The sequence below is a fragment of the Mycobacterium sp. WMMD1722 genome (assembly GCF_049315205.1).
Taxonomy (GTDB): domain Bacteria; phylum Actinomycetota; class Actinomycetes; order Mycobacteriales; family Mycobacteriaceae; genus Mycobacterium.
In genome coordinates this window covers 1,148,170-1,167,330 of record NZ_CP186056.1, presented here as the reverse complement: position 1 = coordinate 1,167,330, position 19,161 = coordinate 1,148,170, and the positions used below count along the sequence as shown (strand labels likewise).

General features: G+C 68.0%; 20 protein-coding genes. 12 read left to right on the top strand and 8 right to left on the bottom strand.

All coding sequences use genetic code 11. The features are described from left to right. The first annotated feature begins 24 nt into the window (after nt 1–24). The 5 genes from ACN27E_RS05425 (at nt 25) to ACN27E_RS05405 (ending at nt 5,000) form a co-directional block, all read left to right on the top strand. The gene (locus tag ACN27E_RS05425) at nt 25–1,992 is read left to right on the top strand and encodes a primary-amine oxidase (RefSeq protein ID WP_422749631.1); all 1,968 of its coding nucleotides are present in this window, start codon (nt 25–27) and stop codon (nt 1,990–1,992) included. A 63-nt stretch (nt 1,993–2,055) separates the two neighbouring features. Next, nucleotides 2,056–4,050 carry a phosphotransferase gene (locus tag ACN27E_RS05420; RefSeq protein ID WP_422747200.1) on the top strand — a complete coding sequence of 665 codons (1,995 nt, stop codon included), beginning with the start codon at nt 2,056–2,058 and terminating at the stop codon, nt 4,048–4,050. Beyond that, nucleotides 4,051–4,377: a YnfA family protein gene (locus ACN27E_RS05415; RefSeq protein ID WP_422747198.1), complete on the top strand. Its 327-nt coding sequence runs from the start codon at nt 4,051–4,053 to the stop codon at nt 4,375–4,377. 64 nt (nt 4,378–4,441) lie between these two features. Continuing rightward, nucleotides 4,442–4,654: a DUF2945 domain-containing protein gene (locus ACN27E_RS05410; protein ID WP_422747196.1), complete on the top strand. Its 213-nt coding sequence runs from the start codon at nt 4,442–4,444 to the stop codon at nt 4,652–4,654. 121 nt (nt 4,655–4,775) lie between these two features. Further along, on the top strand, nt 4,776–5,000 hold the full coding sequence (locus tag ACN27E_RS05405; RefSeq protein ID WP_422747194.1) for a DUF3140 domain-containing protein: 225 nt from the start codon (nt 4,776–4,778) through the stop codon (nt 4,998–5,000). A 15-nt stretch (nt 5,001–5,015) separates the two neighbouring features. Here the strand turns inward: ACN27E_RS05405 and ACN27E_RS05400 are convergent, their stop codons facing one another. Continuing rightward, a complete protein-coding gene (locus ACN27E_RS05400) occupies nt 5,016–5,903 on the bottom strand; it encodes an SCO6745 family protein (protein ID WP_422747192.1) in 888 nt (295 codons plus the stop codon). Between the two features lie 63 nt (nt 5,904–5,966). Between ACN27E_RS05400 and ACN27E_RS05395 the strand changes: the two genes are divergently transcribed. Next, entirely contained in the window at nt 5,967–6,485 is a 519-nt protein-coding gene (locus ACN27E_RS05395; RefSeq protein WP_422747190.1) for a gluconokinase, read from the top strand. A 97-nt stretch (nt 6,486–6,582) separates the two neighbouring features. On the opposite strand, the gene ACN27E_RS05390 is transcribed toward ACN27E_RS05395, so the two are convergent. From ACN27E_RS05390 to ACN27E_RS05380, 3 genes are all read right to left on the bottom strand, one after another. After that, entirely contained in the window at nt 6,583–7,374 is a 792-nt protein-coding gene (locus tag ACN27E_RS05390; protein ID WP_422747187.1) for an RDD family protein, read from the bottom strand. A gap of 89 nt (nt 7,375–7,463) precedes the next feature. Beyond that, nucleotides 7,464–8,429, bottom strand: coding sequence for a DoxX family protein (locus ACN27E_RS05385; RefSeq protein WP_422747185.1), 966 nt, complete (start codon nt 8,427–8,429; stop codon nt 7,464–7,466). Nucleotides 8,430–8,476: 47 nt separating this feature from the next. Next, nucleotides 8,477–8,983, bottom strand: a complete 507-nt coding sequence (locus ACN27E_RS05380) for a DUF6328 family protein (RefSeq protein WP_422747183.1) — start codon at nt 8,981–8,983, stop codon at nt 8,477–8,479. Nucleotides 8,984–9,067: 84 nt separating this feature from the next. On the opposite strand from ACN27E_RS05380, the gene ACN27E_RS05375 reads away from it, so the two are divergent. Beyond that, complete coding sequence (locus ACN27E_RS05375; RefSeq protein WP_422747181.1) at nt 9,068–10,465, top strand: xylulokinase; 1,398 nt, start codon at nt 9,068–9,070, stop codon at nt 10,463–10,465. A gap of 24 nt (nt 10,466–10,489) precedes the next feature. Further along, nucleotides 10,490–11,704: an acyl-CoA dehydrogenase family protein gene (locus ACN27E_RS05370; RefSeq protein WP_422747179.1), complete on the top strand. Its 1,215-nt coding sequence runs from the start codon at nt 10,490–10,492 to the stop codon at nt 11,702–11,704. On the opposite strand, the gene ACN27E_RS05365 is transcribed toward ACN27E_RS05370, so the two are convergent. From ACN27E_RS05365 to ACN27E_RS05355, 3 genes are all read right to left on the bottom strand, one after another. Beyond that, nucleotides 11,701–11,952: a hypothetical protein gene (locus tag ACN27E_RS05365; RefSeq protein ID WP_422747177.1), complete on the bottom strand. Its 252-nt coding sequence runs from the start codon at nt 11,950–11,952 to the stop codon at nt 11,701–11,703. The genes ACN27E_RS05370 and ACN27E_RS05365 overlap by 4 nt on opposite strands. Further along, on the bottom strand, nt 11,949–12,350 hold the full coding sequence (locus ACN27E_RS05360; protein WP_422747174.1) for a hypothetical protein: 402 nt from the start codon (nt 12,348–12,350) through the stop codon (nt 11,949–11,951). Before ACN27E_RS05360 ends, ACN27E_RS05365 begins: the two co-directional genes overlap by 4 nt. Before the next feature lie 73 nt (nt 12,351–12,423). Then, a complete protein-coding gene (locus ACN27E_RS05355) occupies nt 12,424–13,056 on the bottom strand; it encodes a flavodoxin family protein (RefSeq protein ID WP_422747172.1) in 633 nt (210 codons plus the stop codon). An 89-nt stretch (nt 13,057–13,145) separates the two neighbouring features. On the opposite strand from ACN27E_RS05355, the gene ACN27E_RS05350 reads away from it, so the two are divergent. Together ACN27E_RS05350 and ACN27E_RS05345 are read left to right on the top strand one after the other, a co-directional pair. After that, on the top strand, nt 13,146–13,958 hold the full coding sequence (locus ACN27E_RS05350) for an acyl-CoA thioesterase domain-containing protein (protein WP_422747171.1): 813 nt from the start codon (nt 13,146–13,148) through the stop codon (nt 13,956–13,958). A 31-nt stretch (nt 13,959–13,989) separates the two neighbouring features. After that, on the top strand, nt 13,990–15,471 hold the full coding sequence (locus tag ACN27E_RS05345) for an FGGY-family carbohydrate kinase (protein ID WP_422747169.1): 1,482 nt from the start codon (nt 13,990–13,992) through the stop codon (nt 15,469–15,471). Here ACN27E_RS05345 and ACN27E_RS05340 read toward each other — a convergent pair. Then, a complete protein-coding gene (locus tag ACN27E_RS05340; RefSeq protein ID WP_422747167.1) occupies nt 15,468–16,496 on the bottom strand; it encodes a sugar-binding transcriptional regulator in 1,029 nt (342 codons plus the stop codon). The genes ACN27E_RS05345 and ACN27E_RS05340 overlap by 4 nt on opposite strands. A 118-nt stretch (nt 16,497–16,614) precedes the next feature. On the opposite strand from ACN27E_RS05340, the gene eltD reads away from it, so the two are divergent. Further along, entirely contained in the window at nt 16,615–17,703 is a 1,089-nt protein-coding gene (gene eltD / locus ACN27E_RS05335) for an erythritol/L-threitol dehyrogenase (RefSeq protein WP_422747165.1), read from the top strand. Nucleotides 17,704–17,780: 77 nt separating this feature from the next. Next, entirely contained in the window at nt 17,781–19,151 is a 1,371-nt protein-coding gene (locus ACN27E_RS05330) for an extracellular solute-binding protein (protein WP_422749630.1), read from the top strand. The last annotated feature ends 10 nt before the right edge of the window (nt 19,152–19,161 follow it).

Below are 19,161 nucleotides of genomic sequence, written 5' to 3'. Positions count from 1 at the left end.
GGATCGCCTGCGCGGCGCGCCGGCATGTGGTTGCGTAACGGCGTGACTCACCCTCTCGACCCGCTGTCCGCCGACGAGTTCACCGCCGTCGCGGCCATGCTGCACCGCGAACACAGCGTCGGCGAGGGCTGGCGCATCGCCTCCATCGAACTGATCGAGCCGGACAAGGCGGCGTTGGCCGGGTTCGAACGCACCGGTGAGCGCCCCTCGCGCCGGGCGGTCGCCATCTGCTTGAACCGCTCGGCGAACGCCACCTACCGGGCCACGATCAGCTTGACCGACGACCGGGTCGAGATGTTCGACCACGTCCCCGGCGCTCAGGCGAACTTCACCGTCGACGAGTTCACCGAATGCGATGCGATGCTGCGCGCCCACCCCGACGTCGTGGCCGCACTGGCGGGTCGCGGCATCACCGATATCGACAACGTGTTCATCGACACGTGGACCTACGGGGAGGCGGTCGCGCCGCCGCAGTACCGTGACCGCAGGATCGGCTGGGCCGACATCTGGTACAAGGACGCGCCGGGAGCCAATCCGTACGCCCATCTGGTCAGCGGTCTGCACTGCGTGGTCGACCTCAACGAGATGGCGTTGCTCGACATCGAGGACAGCGGCCCGTTCGCCGGCGGCGCGGTCGAGATGCCTGCGGTGATGGGCGAATACGCGCCCAAGCACATTCCGGATCGGGTGCGCGCTGCCTCGCGGCGCGATCCGCTCAAACCGCTGCACATCGTGCAGCCCGAGGGTCCGTCCTTCGAACTCGACGGCAACCTGCTGCGGTGGCAGAACTGGTCGGTGCGTATCGGCTTCAACCACCGCGAGGGTATGACGCTGCACCAGCTGCGCTACCGCGACGGGGAACGCGAGCGATCGGTCGCACACCGGTTGTCGTTCGCCGAGATGATCGTGCCGTACCGGGATTCGTCGGAAGATCACTACCGCCGCACCGCCTTCGACATCGGCGAATGGGGGCTGGGTTTCATGACCACCTCCCTGGAACTCGGCTGCGACTGCCTCGGCGAGATCCGATATCTCGACGCGGTGCTGCACAACAGCCGGGGCGAGCCGTACACCGTCACCAACGCCATCTGCATTCACGAGGAAGACGATGCGGTGCTGTGGAAGCACGTCGACCACCATGCGGGCGCCGAGGTGCGGCGGATGCGCCGGTTGACCGTGTCGTTCCACGTCACCGTCGCGAACTATGAATACCTGGTCTATTGGCGGCTGTACCAGGACGGCAACATCGAATGCGAGGTGCGGGCGACCGGCATCATGGTCACCACCCCGCTGCCGCCGGGCCGCCCACACCCCAACGGCACCCTGGTCGACGAGCGCACCTACGCCCCGTTCCACCAGCACTTCCTGGTGGCCAGGCTGGATCTCGACATCGACGGCACGGACAACACCGTCGTCATGTCGGAATCGTTCGCCGAACCGGTGGGCCCCGACAATCCCTACGGACTGTCGCTGGTGCAGCGCAACGTCGCGCTGCGCACCGAGGCCGAGGGCATGCAGGACGTCGACTTCGCCACCCAGCGCGGGTGGAAGGTGGTCAACACCAACGTGGTCAACGGTCTGGGCACCCACCCGTCCTACAAGCTGGTGCCCACGGGCGCGTTACCGCCGATGTTCGACCCGTCCTCTCCGGTGTTGCAGCGCGCGAATGTCATCGGCCACACCCTGTGGGTCACCCCCAACCATCCCGACGAGCGCTGGCCCGCGGGTGAATTCGTGAACCAGTCGGCGCGCGACACCGGGCTGGGCGAGTGGACGAAAGCCAACCGGTCGATCGACAACACCGACGTGGTGCTCTGGTATGTCTTCGGTATCCACCACATCACCCGCCCGGAGGACTGGCCGGTGATGCCGGTGGACGTGGTGTCGTTCTGGCTCAAGCCGTTCGGGTTCTTCGACCGCAACCCGGCCCTGGATGTCATGGCCTCGACGGCCGACGGCTGTCACACCCCGTCGACCAGCGCCCCGCACTGACCGCCGCGACGACCGGTTGACACCCGTCAACAGTGTGACCCAGCCCACTGCTAGGTTCATATCGTGTCCGACGTCGAAGACTCCGTGATCGAACGACCCACCGACCTGACCGCGGCATTGCTCACGGCGGCGATCGGCCAGGGTGAGGTGACCGGCTTCGACACCGAACGCATCGGCACCGGACAGATGAGCGAGTGCTACCGGGTGCGGCTGTCTTATGCCGAGGGAGCCAGCGGGCCCGCATCGGTGGTGCTGAAAGTGGCCGCCACCGACGAGAGCAGTCGCCAGACCGGCCACGCGCTCGGCCTCTACGAGCGTGAGGTCCGGTTCTACACCGACATCGCGCCCCGGCTGTCCGGACCCGTCGCGCCGTGTTACCACGCCGCTCACGACCCGCAGACCGGCGTGTTCGCGCTCCTGCTCGGCGATGCGGCGCCCGCGGTGGTCGGTGACGAGATCCGCGGGGCCACCGTCGATCAGGCCCGTTTGGCGCTGTCCGAACTCGGGCGTATCCATGGGCCGCTGATCGGCAACCGCACGCTGGCCGATGCGGACTGGCTCAACCGACCGTCGCCGATGAACCAGACGCTGATCGGCCAGCTGTGGGCGGGATTCGCCGAACGGTACGGCGGCTCGATCGCGTCGGAGCACCGCAGCGTGTGCGAGCGGCTGGTGGCGGCGTTCGACGCCCATCTCGAGGCGGAGTCGGCCGCCGGGCGTGCCGACGGTCTGGTCCATGGGGACTACCGGCTGGACAACATGCTCTTCGGTGAACCCGGCGCCGACCGCGCACTCACCGTCGTCGACTGGCAGACCGTGACCTGGGGCCCCGCGTTCACCGACGTCGCCTATTTCCTCGGCTGTGCGCTGCCGAGCGCCGACCGGCGTGCGCACTACGACGAACTGCTGCGCGTCTACCACGACGCACTGGGCCCCTCGGCGTCCGTCGATCTCGACACCGTGCGTGACGGGGTGCGCCGGCAGAGCTTCTTCGGGGTGATGATGGCGATCGTGTCGTCCATGCTGGTCGAACGGACCGACCGGGGCGACGAGATGTTCATGACCATGCTCGCCCGACACTGCGACCACGCGCTCGATACCGACGCCTTGGCTGTTCTTCCCGAACCTGTTGCCCCTCAACCACTTTCACCGCAAGCCTCTGATGAGGCGAAGCACGTCCCCACGGACGACGAGTTGTGGAACGAGAGTTGGTACTTCGACTTCGCCGACGATGCGCAGGGGATCGGCGGCTGGATCCGGCTGGGATTGGTTCCCAACCAAGGCAAGGCCTGGGTGAACGCGCTGCTGTGCGGGCCCGACCTGCCCACGATCGCCCTGGTCGACTTCGAGGCGCCGCTGCCGGCCGACATCGGCGACGTCCAGGCGTCAGGGTCGCACCTCACTCTCACCGCGGTCGAGCCTCTGCAGACCTACCGGGTCACCGTACGAGCGGACGGCCAGGCCCACGATGACCCCGCGGCGCTGCTGCGCGGCGAAAAGGGCCGGCCGGCGGAGCTGTCGCTCGATCTGACGTTCAGCACGGCGGGAACGCCTTACCAATACCGGGTCACCCCGCGCTATGAGATCGCCTGCACCGTGTCGGGCGTGGTCACCGGAGACGGGCGACGGTACGCCCTCGACAGCGTCGCCGGGCAGCGGGACCACTCGTGGGGCGTTCGGGACTGGTGGTCGATGGAATGGGTGTGGAGTGCGCTGCACCTCGACGACGGCACCCACCTGCACGCTCTGGACCTCAGGATCCCCGGTGCGCCGCCCTTCGGCGTGGGTTACGTGCAGCCCGCCGGCGGGGCCCTGAGTGAGCTGGCCGGCGTCACCGCGCAGGCCAGCTTCGCCGACACGGGCCTTCCGGTCACCACCTCGCTGGAATTGCGTCCCGCCGGGCTCACGCTCGACGTCGACATCCGCGGCTACGCCCCGGTTCTGCTGACCGCCGAAGACGGTCGGGTCAGCAAATTCCCGCGCGCCTGGGCCCGGGTCAGCACCGGCGACGGACGTACCGGAGTCGGCTGGCTGGAGTGGAATCGGCAGGTCGACTGAATGGCCGCAAAGTCGGTCGCACTGTTCGCCCTCGCCGCACTGCTCGAGATCGGCGGCGCCTGGCTGGTGTGGCAGGGCGTCCGCGAGCACCGCGGCTGGCTGTGGGTCGGCGCCGGTGTTCTCGCCCTCGGTACCTATGGCGTCGTGGCGGCATTCCAGCCCGACGCCAACTTCGGTCGGGTGCTGGCCGCCTACGGCGGAGTGTTCATCGCCGGGTCGCTGACCTGGGGCATGATCGCCGACGGCTTTCGGCCCGACCGCTGGGATGTGACCGGCGCTCTCGTCTGCCTGGCCGGGGTCGGCCTGATCATGTACGGCCCGCGCTGAGTCAAATGTGACGGATCCGGGACCGATGCGGTGACCCGGCGCGGCGAAGGGTACCCGCGAACCCATGAGCGACGACGAATTCAAGAAGGGCGACAAGGTCACCTGGAAGAGTCACGGCAGCACCGCCGAGGGGAAGGTGGCCGAGAAGATCACCTCCGAGAAGGAGGCGGCGGGCCGAAAGGTCAAGGCGTCCAAGGACGAACCACAGTACCGCGTGGTCAGCGACAAGAGCGGTGGGGACGCGGTTCACAAACCGAGCGCGCTGAAGAAGAAGTAGCCGTGGCGGATAGCGATCGGGGCGGTGACGACCACGAGCAGATCTGGTCGGAGTTCAACGACGTCGTCAACATGACGGCCAGGAACTCTCGACCTGGCTGGACACCGACGAATCGAAATCGGTGGGGCAGAAATCCGATGGCGGCGAGGCCACCGGGCATGCCAGCGGCCGGCATATCGTGAAGATCCTGCAGGCCAAGAAGGCCGACCTCGGTGACGACGACTACGCGCACATGCGCAAGGTCGTCGGATACGCCAAACGTCATCTGGCGCAACGACCGTCCAGCGACGTGGAAGACTCCAACTGGCGGTATTCACTGATGAACTGGGGTCACGACCCGCTGTAGAAGTGAGGGCTGCCCTCACCCGAGATGGGCGCTGTCATCCGCCAGATCGTCGCGGCTGAGGCCCATCGGGGTGGCGTCGGGCAGGTCGCCGGCCGCGACGACCGTGCGGGTGATCGGCGTCAGGGTCCGGAACACCGTCTCCACCTCCGCGTTGTCGAGCGCGTCGAGGGCGCTCAGGGCCAGCGCGTCGGTCGCGGTCTCGATGTGCTGTTTGAGCGCGCTGCCCGCGTCGGTCAGTTCACCGTTGTCGTCGAGTAGACCGCGCCCGGCCAGCCGCTGAACATAGTGGTCCCACTGCGCCTCGTCGTAGTCGCGGCTGCGCATGATCATCTCCCGCGGTACCCGCCCGGCGGCTGCGTGCAGGACATTGCACTCGCGGCCGCTCAGCCCGGCCGTGGTCAGTACGGCCACATGCCCGTCACCGCGGTGTTCGCGCAGCAGGGTGGCGGCGTGCCACAGCTTGGCGACCGGTTCGTCGGGCCACGGGAGGGTCCGGTTGGCGGCGAACAGCGCCCGCCCGTCGACGGCGAGTTCCCGCACCGCCTTTTCGAGCAGTCCGGCGGCAGTGCGAACGTCGTCGCCGGCAGTGACTCCGTAGCGGTTGAGCGCGTCGACTGCCGACCGTTGCCGAACCTGAAGGGCGGTGTCCGGCGGGGCGGCGTCCCAGGCGGCCGGCAGCGCCCGGGCCACCCGCTCCGGGGCGAAGTTGTAGAACAGGGCGGTCACGACGTCGGCGGGCACCCGCCCCAGCGGCGCCGACCGGGCGGCGAAATAACCCATCCAGAAGCCGCGGTAGCCCAGCCCGTCGAGCGCGGCGCGGACCTCCGGGGCGAAATAGGTGACCGCATGGACGGGCTCGAATCGGTCGAAGAAGCGGCGCGCTACCCGTGGGTCTCTGTTCACCGTCGCAGTCAATCATGCCGATACGCACGTGTGGCGACGAGCACAACTGGGTAGGCCCTCATCGTGCCGTCGCCAGTGGTCGTCATGGGTGTGTCGGGTTCGGGGAAGTCGACAGTAGGAGCAGCACTGGGTCAACGGCTGCGGGTGCCCTTCGCCGACGCCGACGACTTCCACCCCCCGGCCAACATCGCTAAGATGACCGAGGGCCACGCGCTCGACGACGAGGACCGCAAGCCCTGGCTGGACAGTATCGGCCAGTGGCTGGCCGAGCATCCCGACGGCGGTGTGATGAGCTGTTCGGCGCTCAAGCTGCGTTACCGCGACCAGCTGCGGCGCCACTGCCCGGAGGTGGGCTTCCTGCATCTGCACGGCTCGCCGGAGGTGATCGCTCGCCGCCAGTCCAGCCGACCCGGCCATTTCATGCCGGCCTCCCTGCTGGAATCCCAGTTCGCCACACTCGAACCGCTGGCACCCGACGAGAAGGGGTTCACGATCGACGTCAACCGGTCGATCGACGCGATCATCGATGCCTATATGGAGCTGGCCTCCACGGGGGAGGACGGTCACCCAACACCGCCGTGAGCTGGTGTCCGTGCCGATCCTCGACGTCATGATCTGACGTCGGAGACGCCGAATCCCCGGCAGCCGCGCGGCTGGCCGGGGATTCGCGCCGGTCGAATCAGGCCTTGAGGACCTGTGTGCCACCGGCCAGCTGGTCGTGCTTGCCCTGCTTGGTCGGACTTCCGTTGATGGTCACGGCAATCACCACGATCGCCACGACGCCCAGCAGCCCGCCGATGATCGGGATGATCGGCAGCACAGTGAAGGCGTTGCGGATTGCGGATTGGGCGAATGTCGGCTTGGGTGCGCCCGCGGGACCATGCACGCTCAGACCCAACACCTTCTTGCCGGGCGTCCAGCCCTGCGTGACCTCGAACGCCACGTAGTACAGGAAGGTCAACAGACCGGTGAACAGGCCGGTGACCCAGTAGTCGTCCCAGGTGTCGGTGAGCAGGAAGAACAGGCTGCTCACGATGCTGAGGAGAATGCCGTCGATCAGGCGCGCCAGGAACCGGACACCGAGACCACCGGGCTGCCCTCCGCCGACCGGCGGGGGATACCCGCCCGGCTGACCGTACTGGGACTGACCGTACTGGGGCTGACCGTACGTCGGTTGACCGTACTGGGGCTGGTCCGGCGGTGGTTGCTGCCCGTACTGAGGCTGACCGCCGTAGGGTGGCTGACCACCGTACTGAGGCTGGCCACCGTACTGAGGTTGGCCGCCGTACTGAGGTTGCCCGCCGTATTGAGGTTGGCCGCCGTATTGCGGCTGGCCACCGTACGGCGGTTGCTCGCCGTATTGCGGCTGACCGCCGTACTGAGGTTGGCCGCCCTGTTGAGGTTGGCCGCCGGACGGCGGTCCGCCGTACTCGGGTTGCCCCGGCTGGGGCGGATAGTCACCAGTTGACATCGCATTCGCTCCTGACCGCGTAGTGGGTGGAACGAATGTACCGCCGCCGAGCGGCGATCCGGGCGCTTCGACGCGCCCGGATCGCGACTTCAGCGCAGTCGGCGTTCGGCCTGCTTCTTCGACTTCTTGGCCTGCTTCTTGGCCTCTTTACGGGTGTTCTCGGCGAAGTCGCCGGCCCGCGCCCGCGCGATCTCGGCCAGTTCGGCACTGCGCCGCGTCGCGGTGTCGGCGAATTCCGGTGCCCGCTTCTGTGCGGTTTCGGCCCATTCGTAACCGCGTTCCCGCGCCAGATCCGCCCATACCGCGCTGCGCTTGCCTGCGACGTCGGCGAACTCGGCGCCGCGTTTGCTCGCCACCTCGGCCAGTTCGGCACTGCGCTTGCTCGCCACGTCGGCGAGTTCGGCGCCTCGCTTGCTCGCCACATCGGCGAACTCGGCGCCGCGCACGCGGGCGATCTTGGCCAGTTCGGCGCCGCGCTTGCCGGCGACATTGGCCAGCTCCTGACCGCGTTCGGCACCGACGTGTAGTCCGTGGCCCAGCTTTTCGGCGATCTCACTGTCGGCGAGCGAGCCGCCCGCGGCCGCACCGACGGGAAGCGCCGCGGCGACCTTGCGGGCCGCGCGACGACCGCGCCAGCCCAGCGACGGCTTGCCCTCGGTGTCGAGCGCCGCGATGATCAGGCCGCCGATGAGGCTGACGTCGGTGAGGAAGGCTCGCCGCTCCTCGGCCTTACGGGCGGGGTCGGTCTCGGACCAGAAGGTATGTCCGCCAAGACTTCCCGGGACGACGCTGAGCGCCAGGGCGGCAGAGGCCACCCTCGGCAGCTTTCCGGTGGCGAGCAGCAGCCCGCCGCCGACCTGGACGGCCGCGGTGATCTTGGCGACGGTCTCGGCGTCCGTGGGCACGTTGGTCCCGACCGGTTCGGGCAGTTTGCTCAGCCCGTCGAGGGTGGGACGAGCGGCGTCAGCAGCCGGTTTGGGGCTGCGAAGCGCCTCAACACCTCGCCCGATGAACACTGCAGACAACATGGGTCGCGCGACACGTCGGATCAACATGGTGAGCATGTTCCCCCGCCGATCCGCTCACAAACGCGCCACCGGCGCTATCTGCCCGAGCGCCGAGTCAGCCGTTTGCGTACGGGCAGTGCGAACCAGAACACGGTCAGCGCCAGCAGGGTCAGGCCGCCGGCCACCACCGCGGCCGTCCCGTTGGCCACGGCGTCGAAGATGATCACCGCCACCCCGGTCAGCGCCAGCCCGAGCAACAGCAGCCCGACGATCGCATAGTTGTGCGTCGCGGACACCACCGTGCCGAGTCGGTGGCGACGGAACAGCACCCGATGCATGGACACCGGGGCCACCAGCAGAACCGTCGAGCCGATCGAACAACCGACGGTGAACAGATAGACCAGGCGCGCGCCCACGTCGAGCTGGGTGAACCGCTGCTGGAACGGCAGGGTGAGCAGGAATCCGGTCAACACCTGCACGCCGGTCTGGGCGACTCGCAGCTCCTGCAGCAAGCTCGCCCAGTTGCGGTCCAGGCGTTCGGTTTCGGTCTCGTCGCGATCGGGATCCCAACGTGTGTCATCCGGGGCGGGACCACTGTCCATCCCTCGATTCTGCGCGTGGTCCGCCACGACCCGCTGGTTAGGCTGGTTGTTTCAGCGTTGGGCATCAAGACCGGAGGAGGTCACGTGGCGCTGGTTGCCGGGATCGATTCGTCGACCCAGTCGTGCAAGGTGATGGTGTGCGATGCCGACAGCGGCGAGGTCGTACGGTCGGCGACCGCGCCGCACCCCGACGGCACCGAGGTCGACCCAGGACAGTGGTGGGCCGCCCTACAGTCCGCCGTCAGCGCCGCCGGTGGTCTGGACGACGTGGCCGCGGTGTCGGTCGGCGCCCAACAGCACGGCATGGTCTGCCTCGACGACCGCGGCGACGTGGTCCGTGACGCCCTGCTGTGGAACGACACCCGCTCGGGACCGGCCGCCGCGGACCTCGTCACCGAACTGGGCGGGCCGCAAGCCTGGGCCGACCGCATCGGCGTCGTCCCCGTGGCATCGATCACCGCGTCGAAACTGCGCTGGCTGGCCGACGCCGAACCCGACCACGCCGACACGACGGCCGCGGTGTGCCTACCACACGACTGGCTGACCTGGCGGCTGTCGGGGAGCGGGGACATCGCTGATCTGCGCACCGACCGCAGCGACGCGAGCGGTACCGGATACTTCTCGGCTCAGTCCGGCAGCTACGACGCCGAACTGCTGGAACTGGCCACGCGTGGACGCAGGCCCGCACTCCCGGCCGTGCTCGGACCGCGCGACGGTGCCGGCCACACCGCCTCGGGTGCGGTGTTGGGCCCCGGCGCCGGCGACAATGCCGCGGCCGCGCTCGGACTCGGTGCCGGCCCCGGCGACTGTGTGGTGTCCCTGGGCACTTCGGGGGTGGTCAGCGCGGTCGGTACCACCGCGCCGCACGACCCCGAGGGCCTGGTGGCCGGCTTCGCCGACGCAACGGGGCGGCAGTTGCCATTGGTGTGCACCCTCAACGGCGCACCGGTACTGGCGGCCACAGCCGCCATGCTGCGAGTGGACTTCGACGAACTCGACCGGCTGGCATTGCGGGCGCCGGTCGGCGCCGAGGGGCTCACGCTCGTGCCGTACTTCGATGGGGAGCGATCACCGAACCTGCCCGAGGCCGCAGGCGCGCTGCACGGCCTCACCACGCGCAATTTCACCCATGCCAACGTGGCCCGTGCCGCGGTCGAGGGGTTGCTGGCGTCGATGGCGTACTGCATCGACAAGATCGCCGCACAGGGCATCGCCGTCGAACGCATCATCCTGGTGGGCGGCGGCGCCCGTTCGGAAGCGGTACGCCGCATCGCTCCCGCGGTGTGGGGGCGCCCGGTACATGTGCCGACGCCGGCCGAGTACGTGGCGCTGGGGGCGGCCCGCCAGGCGGCGTGGGTACACGCCGGCCAGGACACTCCGCCGGCCTGGTCCTACGGGGTCACGGCGTCCTATGAGGCCGATCCGACGCCGGAGGTCCTCGACCGGTACCTGGTCGCGCAGACGCTCACCCTCGGGCAGTGACCGGCGGCATGACACGATGACCGCATGACCACGTTCTCCCTCGAAGTGCCCGACGACGTCGCATCCGTCCGCGACTGGGTCCACGAATTCGCCGCCGACGTCGTGCGGCCCGCGGCGGCGGAGTGGGACGAGCGTGAGGAGACGCCCTGGCCGATCATCGAGGAAGCGGCCAAGGTCGGGCTGTACACCCCGGAGCTGTTCGCCCAGATGGCCGGGGAGGAAAGCGGTCTGGGGCTGCTCACGGTGTTCGAGGAGCTGTTCTGGGGCGACGCGGGCATCGCGCTGTCCATCCTGGCCACCGGGCTGGCCGCGGCGGCGCTCGCCTCCAACGGCACCCCGCAACAGATCGGCGACTGGCTGCCTGCGATGTTCGGCACGCCCGGTGACACGAAGGTGGCCGCATTCTGTTCCTCCGAGCCCAACGCCGGGTCCGACGTCGGTGCGGTGCGCGCCCGCGCCGTCTATGACGAGGCGGCCGACGAATGGGTCCTCAACGGCACGAAGACCTGGGCGACCAACGGCGGCATCGCGAACGTCCACGTCATCGTCGCCTCGGTCTACCCGGATCTGGGCACCCGCGGCCAGGCGAGCTTCATCATCCCGCCGGACACCCGCGGTCTGTCGCAGGGGCAGAAGTTCAAGAAGCACGGCATCCGGGCCTCCCACACCGCGGAGGTGGTGCTCGACAACGTCCGCATTCCCGGCGACCTGATCCTCGGTGGCCGCGAGAAGTTCGAACAGCGGGTCGCGCGCGCCAAAGAGGGTCAACGCACCTCCAGCCAGGCGGCCATGGCGACCTTCGAGCGAACCCGTCCGTTCGTCGGCGCGATGGCGCTCGGGGTGGCGCGGGCGGCCTACGAGTACGCGCTCGACTACGCCTGCCAGCGCGAACAGTTCGGTCGCAAGATCGGGGAATTCCAGGCCGTGGCCTTCAAACTCGCCGATATGAAGGCGCGGGTGGACGCCTCGCGGATGCTGGTGTGGCGGGCCGGGTGGATGCACCGCAACAACAAGCCGTTCAGCTCCGCCGAGGGGTCGATGGCCAAGCTGTACGCCAGTGAGACCGCGGTGTACGTCACCGACGAAGCCATCCAGATTCTCGGCGGGAACGGCTACACCCGCGATTACCCCGTCGAGCGGATGCACCGCGACGCGAAGATCTTCACCATCTTCGAGGGCACCAGCGAGATCCAGCGGCTGGTGATCGGTCGCGCGCTGACCGGACTGTCGATCCGCTAGGCCTCTTCGAGAGCCTCGCCGATCTCCTGCGCCACCCGGCTGTGCTCGTTCTGCATCAGTGCGTGACCGGTGACCAGAACCAGCGCGACCGGCCATTCGATGATCTCGACGGCGGCCAGCGCCCCCACGGCGGCATAGAAGGCGAGTTGTTCGGGACGCGGAATCCGCACGCGCCCGACGATCGGCAGATCCACGGCGAGCGTGCGCGCCTCACGAACCCGCTCGACGGTGTCGGCGTGACTGCTCATGTGGTGGTCTTCCGTCGGGAAGCGGTCGACTTGCGCGGTGCGGCCGCTTTTTTGGCCGATTTCGCCGGGGGGCTCGAGGTCTGGACCGAGCGCAGCGGGGGAGCTGTCGCTGCGCTGTTCGATCGCTGGTTCAGTTGGTGCACCACCAGCGCGCCGCCGCCGACGGCGAGAAGCACGGGCCACTCGATCAGGCCGGCCGCGCCGATCGCTCCCAGCGTGATGGCGGCCGCCACCGGTGACTTACTGCCCTCGCCCAGCCCGTTGCGAACGCCTGCCACAGCGCCCTGCACGCCACCGACGACTCCGTTCACCGCGGCTCCGCCGATCGCACCGGCCGCCGCCGTGGTCGCGTCGGCGGTGCGGGTGACCAGCCGAACCGCCCCGTTGACGATGCTCATCGTCCACCCCCTCAGGGTTGTTCACCGTCTATACACCGCTTATACACCGCCAAGGTGAACGTGTGGCCGACGGTCAGGAATACGGCGGATACGGGTGCTCGCGCAGCAGCCCGGCGAGGTGCACCGCATTACGGGCCGCATTCTGGGTGGTGCTGGCAACCGCGTCGGGCGTTTCGTCGAGGTCCTTGAAGTCCCGTCCGCCCATCGCCTCGTCGTTCCAGTAGGTGCAGCCCTGAGCGGCGATCGTGAAGCCGATGTCGTTGAGCGCCTGGAACAGGTCGGCCTCGATCTTGTGGGCGCCGTCCTCGTTGCCGACCACAGCCGCCAGGGCCACCTTTCCGACCTGACGGGGACGACCCTGCTCGTCGGTCTCGGACAATTCGGCGTCGAGCCGCTCGAGGACGCGCTGCGCGACGCTGGACATGTGGCCCACCCACGTCGGGGTGGAGACGACGAGGATGTCTGCGGCAACGATCTTCTCGAGGATGGCCGGCCACTCGTCACCCTCGCCCATGTCGGCGTCGGTGCCGGGTGCCACCGTGTGGTCGACAACGCGCAGTGACTCGCACTGCACGCCCTGACTGCGCATCGGTTCGAAGATCTGCTCGAGAATCACGGCGCTGCTGGACGGGGCCGGGCTCGGCTTGAGAGTGCAGACCAGACCCAGGGCGCGCAGCGGCGCCACGTCGGATGTCGAAGAAGTCATGGTCGGGCGCGTACCCCCACACCACGGGCCGAACCATTCCCGCGGCGTCCGTCACGAGGCCGCGAGACCGGCTGTGCGACGATGCCCGGATGAGCGAGCGTCCGTTCCACTTCGCCCGTGACGACCAAGGCGGCTTCCTGCCCACGCAGTACGCGCAGAGCCACTGGGGCGAGGACCACCTCAACGGTCCGGCCGTCGTCGGGTTGGCCGCGCGGGTGCTCGAGTACGAGTACGGTCATGCCGATTTTCTGCCCACCCGCCTCACCGTGGACCTGTTTCGCGCGGCTCGCGGCGTGGCGACCACCGTCAAGAGCAATCTGATCCGTGACGGACGCCGGGTCCGGAATTCCGAATGCGAACTCATCCAGGACGGGGTGACGGTCGCCCGCGCGACCATGGTGCAGTACCGCCGCGCCGAAGCGCCGCGCGGCCGGGAATGGGTCCGCACCGACGACCACGAGTTCCCGACCGACTGGGACCCGGCGCAGCACATCCATCTCGGCAGCGACGGCAACGGCTGGACGACGCGGATCGTCGACCATCAGAACGACGCCCGCAAGCGCACCTTGAGCCGCATGGTCGACGTCGTCGGGGGCACGGACAACTCCCCGTTCGTCCGGGCGGTGATGGCCGCCGAGGGAACCAGCCTGGTCACCAACCTCGGCACCGCAGGAGTCGGCTACATCAACGGCGATCTCACCGTCGCGCTGTCCCGCCTGCCGGTCGACGAATGGATCGGCGTCGAAGCCGACTCCCACTGGGTGTCCGACGGCATCTCGGTGGGCACGGCCACGCTGTTCGACCGGGCCGGCGCATTCGGTTCGGGCCTGGTGACCGCCGTCAGCAACCCGGCGGCCCAGATCGACTTCGCCGACGACCCGTTTCCGTCCAGGACCCGCTGACGCACCGCCGCGAGCACGTAGGGTTCAGCCCGTGGATCTGCTGCTCGGCATCGACATCGGCACGGGAAGCACCAAGGGCGTGCTCGTGGACGTGACGGGCAATGTGCTGGCCTCGCAGACCCTGGCCCACGCGATGAGCCTGCCCCGGCCCGGTTGGGCCGAGGCCGACGCGGAGACGCTGTGGTGGCGCGAAGTGTGCGACATCAGCTCGGCGTTGATGGCTCGGATGCCCGCCGGAGGCAGCGTGGCGGGAATGTGCGTCAGCGGGGTGGGGCCGTGTCTGGTGCTGTGCGACGCGTCGCTGCGGCCACTGCGCCCGGCCATCCTCTATGGCATAGATACCCGTGCGACCGCCGAGATCGATTCGTTGACAGCCGAATTCGGCGAGCAGAAGATCCTCGAGCGATCCGGGACCCGGCTGTCGACTCAGGCGGTCGGCCCCAAACTGGAGTGGGTGCGCCGCCACGAGCCCGGGGTGTTCGAGAAGGCGACCGGATGGTACGGCTCGAATTCGTTCATCGCCGCGAAGCTGACCGGCGAATACATCCTCGACCACCACACCGCCAGCCAGTGCGACCCGTTGTACGCCACCCGCGCGTTCGACTGGAATCACGAGTGGGCGCAACGCATCTGCGGTCACCTCCCGCTGCCCAGGCTGGTGTGGCCGAGCGAGGTGGTGGGTACCGTGACGCGCCGGGCGGCCGAGCAGACCGGGGTCCCGCAGGGCACGCCGGTGTCCGCCGGAACAATCGACGCCTACTCCGAGGCGTTCTCGGTCGGTGTGCGCAGACCCGGCGATCAAATGCTGATGTACGGCTCGACGATGTTCCTCGTGCAGATCATCGACGAGTACTACAGCGATCCCACGCTGTGGACCACGACCGGCGTGGAGCGCAACACGCTGGCATTGGCTGCCGGCACGTCGACGGCGGGAAGCCTGATCGGCTGGCTGCAACAGACGACGGGTGGGGCGTCGTTCGAGGTGCTGATGGCCGAGGCCGCGCAGGTGCCGCCGGGGAGCGAAGGGCTGCTGATGCTGCCGTATCTCGCGGGGGAGCGCACCCCGGTGTTCGACCCGCAGGCCCGCGGCGTGGTGGCCGGGCTGACGCTGCGTCACACCAGAGGCCACCTTTTCCGGGCGGCCTACGAAGGCATCTCGTTCGGTATCCGGGAGATTCTCGAACGGTTCGACGATGCGCATTCGGGTGAGCGAACAGTCGCCGTCGGCGGCGGTCTGCGCAGCCCGGTGTGGACTCAGACGCTCAGCGACATCACCGGCCGCCCGCAGCAGGTACCCGAACAGGGGATCGGTGCCAGCTACGGCAACGCGCTCCTCGCCGCCATCGGCACGGGCCTGGTCGACCCCGGCACGGACTGGGCGAAGGTGGCGCGGGAGATCGAACCGGATCCAACCCACCGTTCGCTCTACGACGATCTGTACGCGACGTGGCGGGAGCTATATCCGGCGACGCGAGCGCAGGTGCACCGGCTTGCAGCGGTGGACCCGGACTAGTGCTCGACGGCCTCGAGAATCGCCGTAGCCGTGGACGGATCGGTGATCAGCTGGTTGAAGTATCCGCCCCGCGCGCCCGCGACGATCGAGGGCACCTTGTCCCGCCCCACCGCTACGGCGATCGTCACGGGGACGTGGCGTAGCGCCTCGAGGCCCACCGCGATCAGTCGGTCGCTGCCCTCGAAGTCGACTTCGTCGCCGTCGGCGTCGTAAAACCGCGAGCACACATCGCCGACGGCCGAGCGCAGCGAGGACGACCTGGTCGGCACGAACTGCGGGATGTCGGACCGCAACAGCGGTGGTGCACCCACACCCATCAGAGCGCACCGCGCGTGCGGCCACAGGTGCAGCACCCGCTGGATGCTCGGGTCGTTGAGCAGCGACGGATACAGCTCCGGGCCCGGCAGCGCAGGCGCAAAGAGATAGTTGGGTCTGCCGTTGACCCGGTTGGCGACGCGCCGGGTGATCTCGTTGGTCTGGTACCACTCCTCGGGCTGGTCGTTGCCTCCGACGGTCGGTACGACGAGCACTCCGGGCAGCGGCACCAGTTCGTGCTGGGCCACCTCGTAGACGGTGCGCCCCGACGACACCAGCAAAACATCACCGGGTAGCAGGCCGGCCGCGGACAGTGCGCGGCCGACCGCCGGTGCCAGCGCGGCGCCCATCACGTCGACGATGCCGCGGCCCGGCCCGGGATTGGGCATCGGGTGACTGAGGAAGACGGTGGTCAGCGACAGGGCCCGGGCCAGTCGATCCGCCAGGTCACCGGTTCCCACGTCGGTGGGCGGCACGACCTCGATCCGGACTATTCCGCGTCGCTTGGCCTCGGCGAGCAGCCGGCTGACCGTGGCGCGGCTGGTGCCGAGTTGGCCGGCGACCTCGGCTTGCGTCGCCTCTTCGGTGTAGTAGAGCTTTGCCGCGGCATACAGCAGCGACGCCGAGAAATGGCCGGCTGCGACGTCGGAGCCGTCGGAGACGGGGCCGTCGACACCGGTCGGGGGCGCGGGCTGTGCAGACCGTGGCACGCAATCGAGTATGGCACTGAACACTTGTTCATGCGTCGATTCTCCCTGAACAGATGTTCTGGACATATGTGCATACGTTGGTTAATGTGAGCCCAGCCACATTCCGAGGAGCCGCCCGATGACCGATCAGATTCCGGAAAAGATGCAGGCAGTCGTCTGCCACGGACCCCACGACTACCGGCTGGAGGAGATCGCGGTTCCGCAGCGCGGGCCAGGCGAAGCGCTCATCCGGGTCGAGGCCGTCGGCATCTGCGCCAGCGATCTGAAGTGCTACCACGGCGCCGCGAAATTCTGGGGCGACGAGAACCGACCGGCCTGGGCGGAGACCGAGGTCATCCCGGGACACGAATTCGCCGGCACCGTCGTCGAACTCGACGATGAGGCGGCGCAGCGGTGGGGAATCGCGGTCGGCGACCGGGTCGTCTCCGAACAGATCGTCCCGTGTTGGGAATGCCGCTTCTGCAAGCGCGGCCAGTACCACATGTGCCAGCCGCACGATCTCTACGGCTTCAAGCGGCGCACTCCCGGCGCCATGGCCAGCTACATGGTTTATCCGGCAGAAGCGCTGGTGCACAAGGTGTCCAAGGACATCGCCCCGCAGCATGCCGCGTTCGCCGAACCGCTGTCCTGCTCATTGCACGCCGTCGAACGTGCGCAGATCACCTTCGAGGACACCGTGGTGGTGGCCGGCTGCGGACCGATCGGCCTCGGCATGATCGCCGGCGCGCGGGCCAAGAACCCGATGCGTGTCATCGCGCTCGACATGGCGCCGGAAAAGCTCGAGCTCGCCGAAAAGTGCGGGGCCGACCTGACCATCAACATCGCCGAACAGAACGCCGAGCAGATCGTCAAAGACCTCACCGACGGCTACGGCGCCGACGTCTATCTGGAAGGCACCGGTCACACCTCGGCGGTTCCCCAGGGCCTCAACCTGCTTCGCAAACTCGGCCGCTACGTCGAATACGGCGTCTTCGGCAGTGACGTCACCGTCGACTGGAGCATCATCAGCGACGACAAGGAACTCGACGTCCTCGGCGCCCATCTGGGTCCGTACTGCTGGCCCGCGGCGATCAAGATGATCGAATCCGGCGTCCTGCCGATGGACGCCATCTGCACTCACCAGTTGCCGTTGACCGAATTCCAGCAAGGGCTCGACCTGGTCGCGAGCGGCAAGGAATCGGTCAAGGTCTCGCTCATCCCGGCTTGAGAGGCATCGACGATATGAATCGCTTCTTCAACGATGACCGACGGCCGTCCGGTGGTCCGCAGCTCTCACGGCGGAACATGTTGGCCGCCATGGGTGCTGCCGCAGCTGCGGTGCCCATGCTGTCGGCTTGCGGCGTCGGTGGCACCGCCAGCGCACCCAATGGCGCCGGCGAGGTGTCGGGCGGCTTCGACTGGCGCAAGGCCGCCGGATCCACCATCACCATCCTGCAGACCCCGCACCCCTACCAGCTGTCGTATCAGCCGCTGCTCAAGGAGTTCACCGAACTCACCGGTATCAACGTCAACGTCGATCTGGTGCCAGAGGCCGACTACTTCACCAAGCTCAACACCGAGCTGGCGGGAGGATCGGGGAAACACGACGCCTTCATGCTCGGCGCATACTTCATCTGGCAGTACGGCCCGCCCGGGTGGATCGAAGACCTGACGCCGTGGCTGCAGAACAGCTCGGCCACCAACGCGGAGTACGACTTCGAAGACATCTTCGACGGTCTGCGCACCTCCACCCGCTGGGATTTCACTCTGGGAAATCCGCTGGGAACCGGCGGACAGTGGGCGATCCCATGGGGTTTCGAGAACAACGTGGTCGCCTACAACAAGCGCGTCTTCGACGAGAAGGGCATCACCAGGCTGCCCGACAACCTCGATGACTTCATCCAGTTGGCCATCGACCTGACCGACCGCGCGAACAACCAATACGGTCTGTCGACCCGCGGCTCGAAGTCCTGGGCCACCATCCATCCGGGCTTCATGACCCAATACACCCGCGAAGGTGCGGTGGACTACAGCTGGAACGGGCGCGAGCTGGTCGCCGAGATGGACAGTGACCAAGCCGTCGACTTCACCAGCAAATGGATCGAACTTCAGCACAAGGCCGGTCCGACCTCGTGGACGACCTACGACTATCCCAACGCCACCGGCGATCTCGGTGACGGCAAGGCGATGATGGTGTTCGACGCCGACAGCGCCACCTACCCCAAGAACAAGCCGGGTGCGAGCCGGGAGGCCGGCAACATCGCCTGGTACGCCGGTCCGGCCGGGCCCGACGGCAACTACAAGACCAACCTGTGGACGTGGAGCTGGGCGATGAGCGCCAATTCCAAGAACAAGCTGCCGGCCTGGTTGTTCATCCAGTGGGCCACCGGCAAGGAGTCCATGAACAAGGCCGTCGAGGGCGGCACCTACGCCGACCCGGTGCGCAAATCGGTGTTCGACACCACCTTCAAACGAGTGGCCGCCGACCAGTTCGGCTATCTGGAGGCGTTCGAGACCGTGATCGGCCAGTCGAAAATCCAGTTCACCCCGCAGAAGGCCTTCTTCGACACCACCCAGAACTGGGCGGTCGCGCTGCAGGACATCTACGGCGGTGACGACGCGCGATCGCGGCTGAGCAGCCTCGCCAAGACGAACACCTCCAAGGTCAACCTCTAGGAGCCCTGGC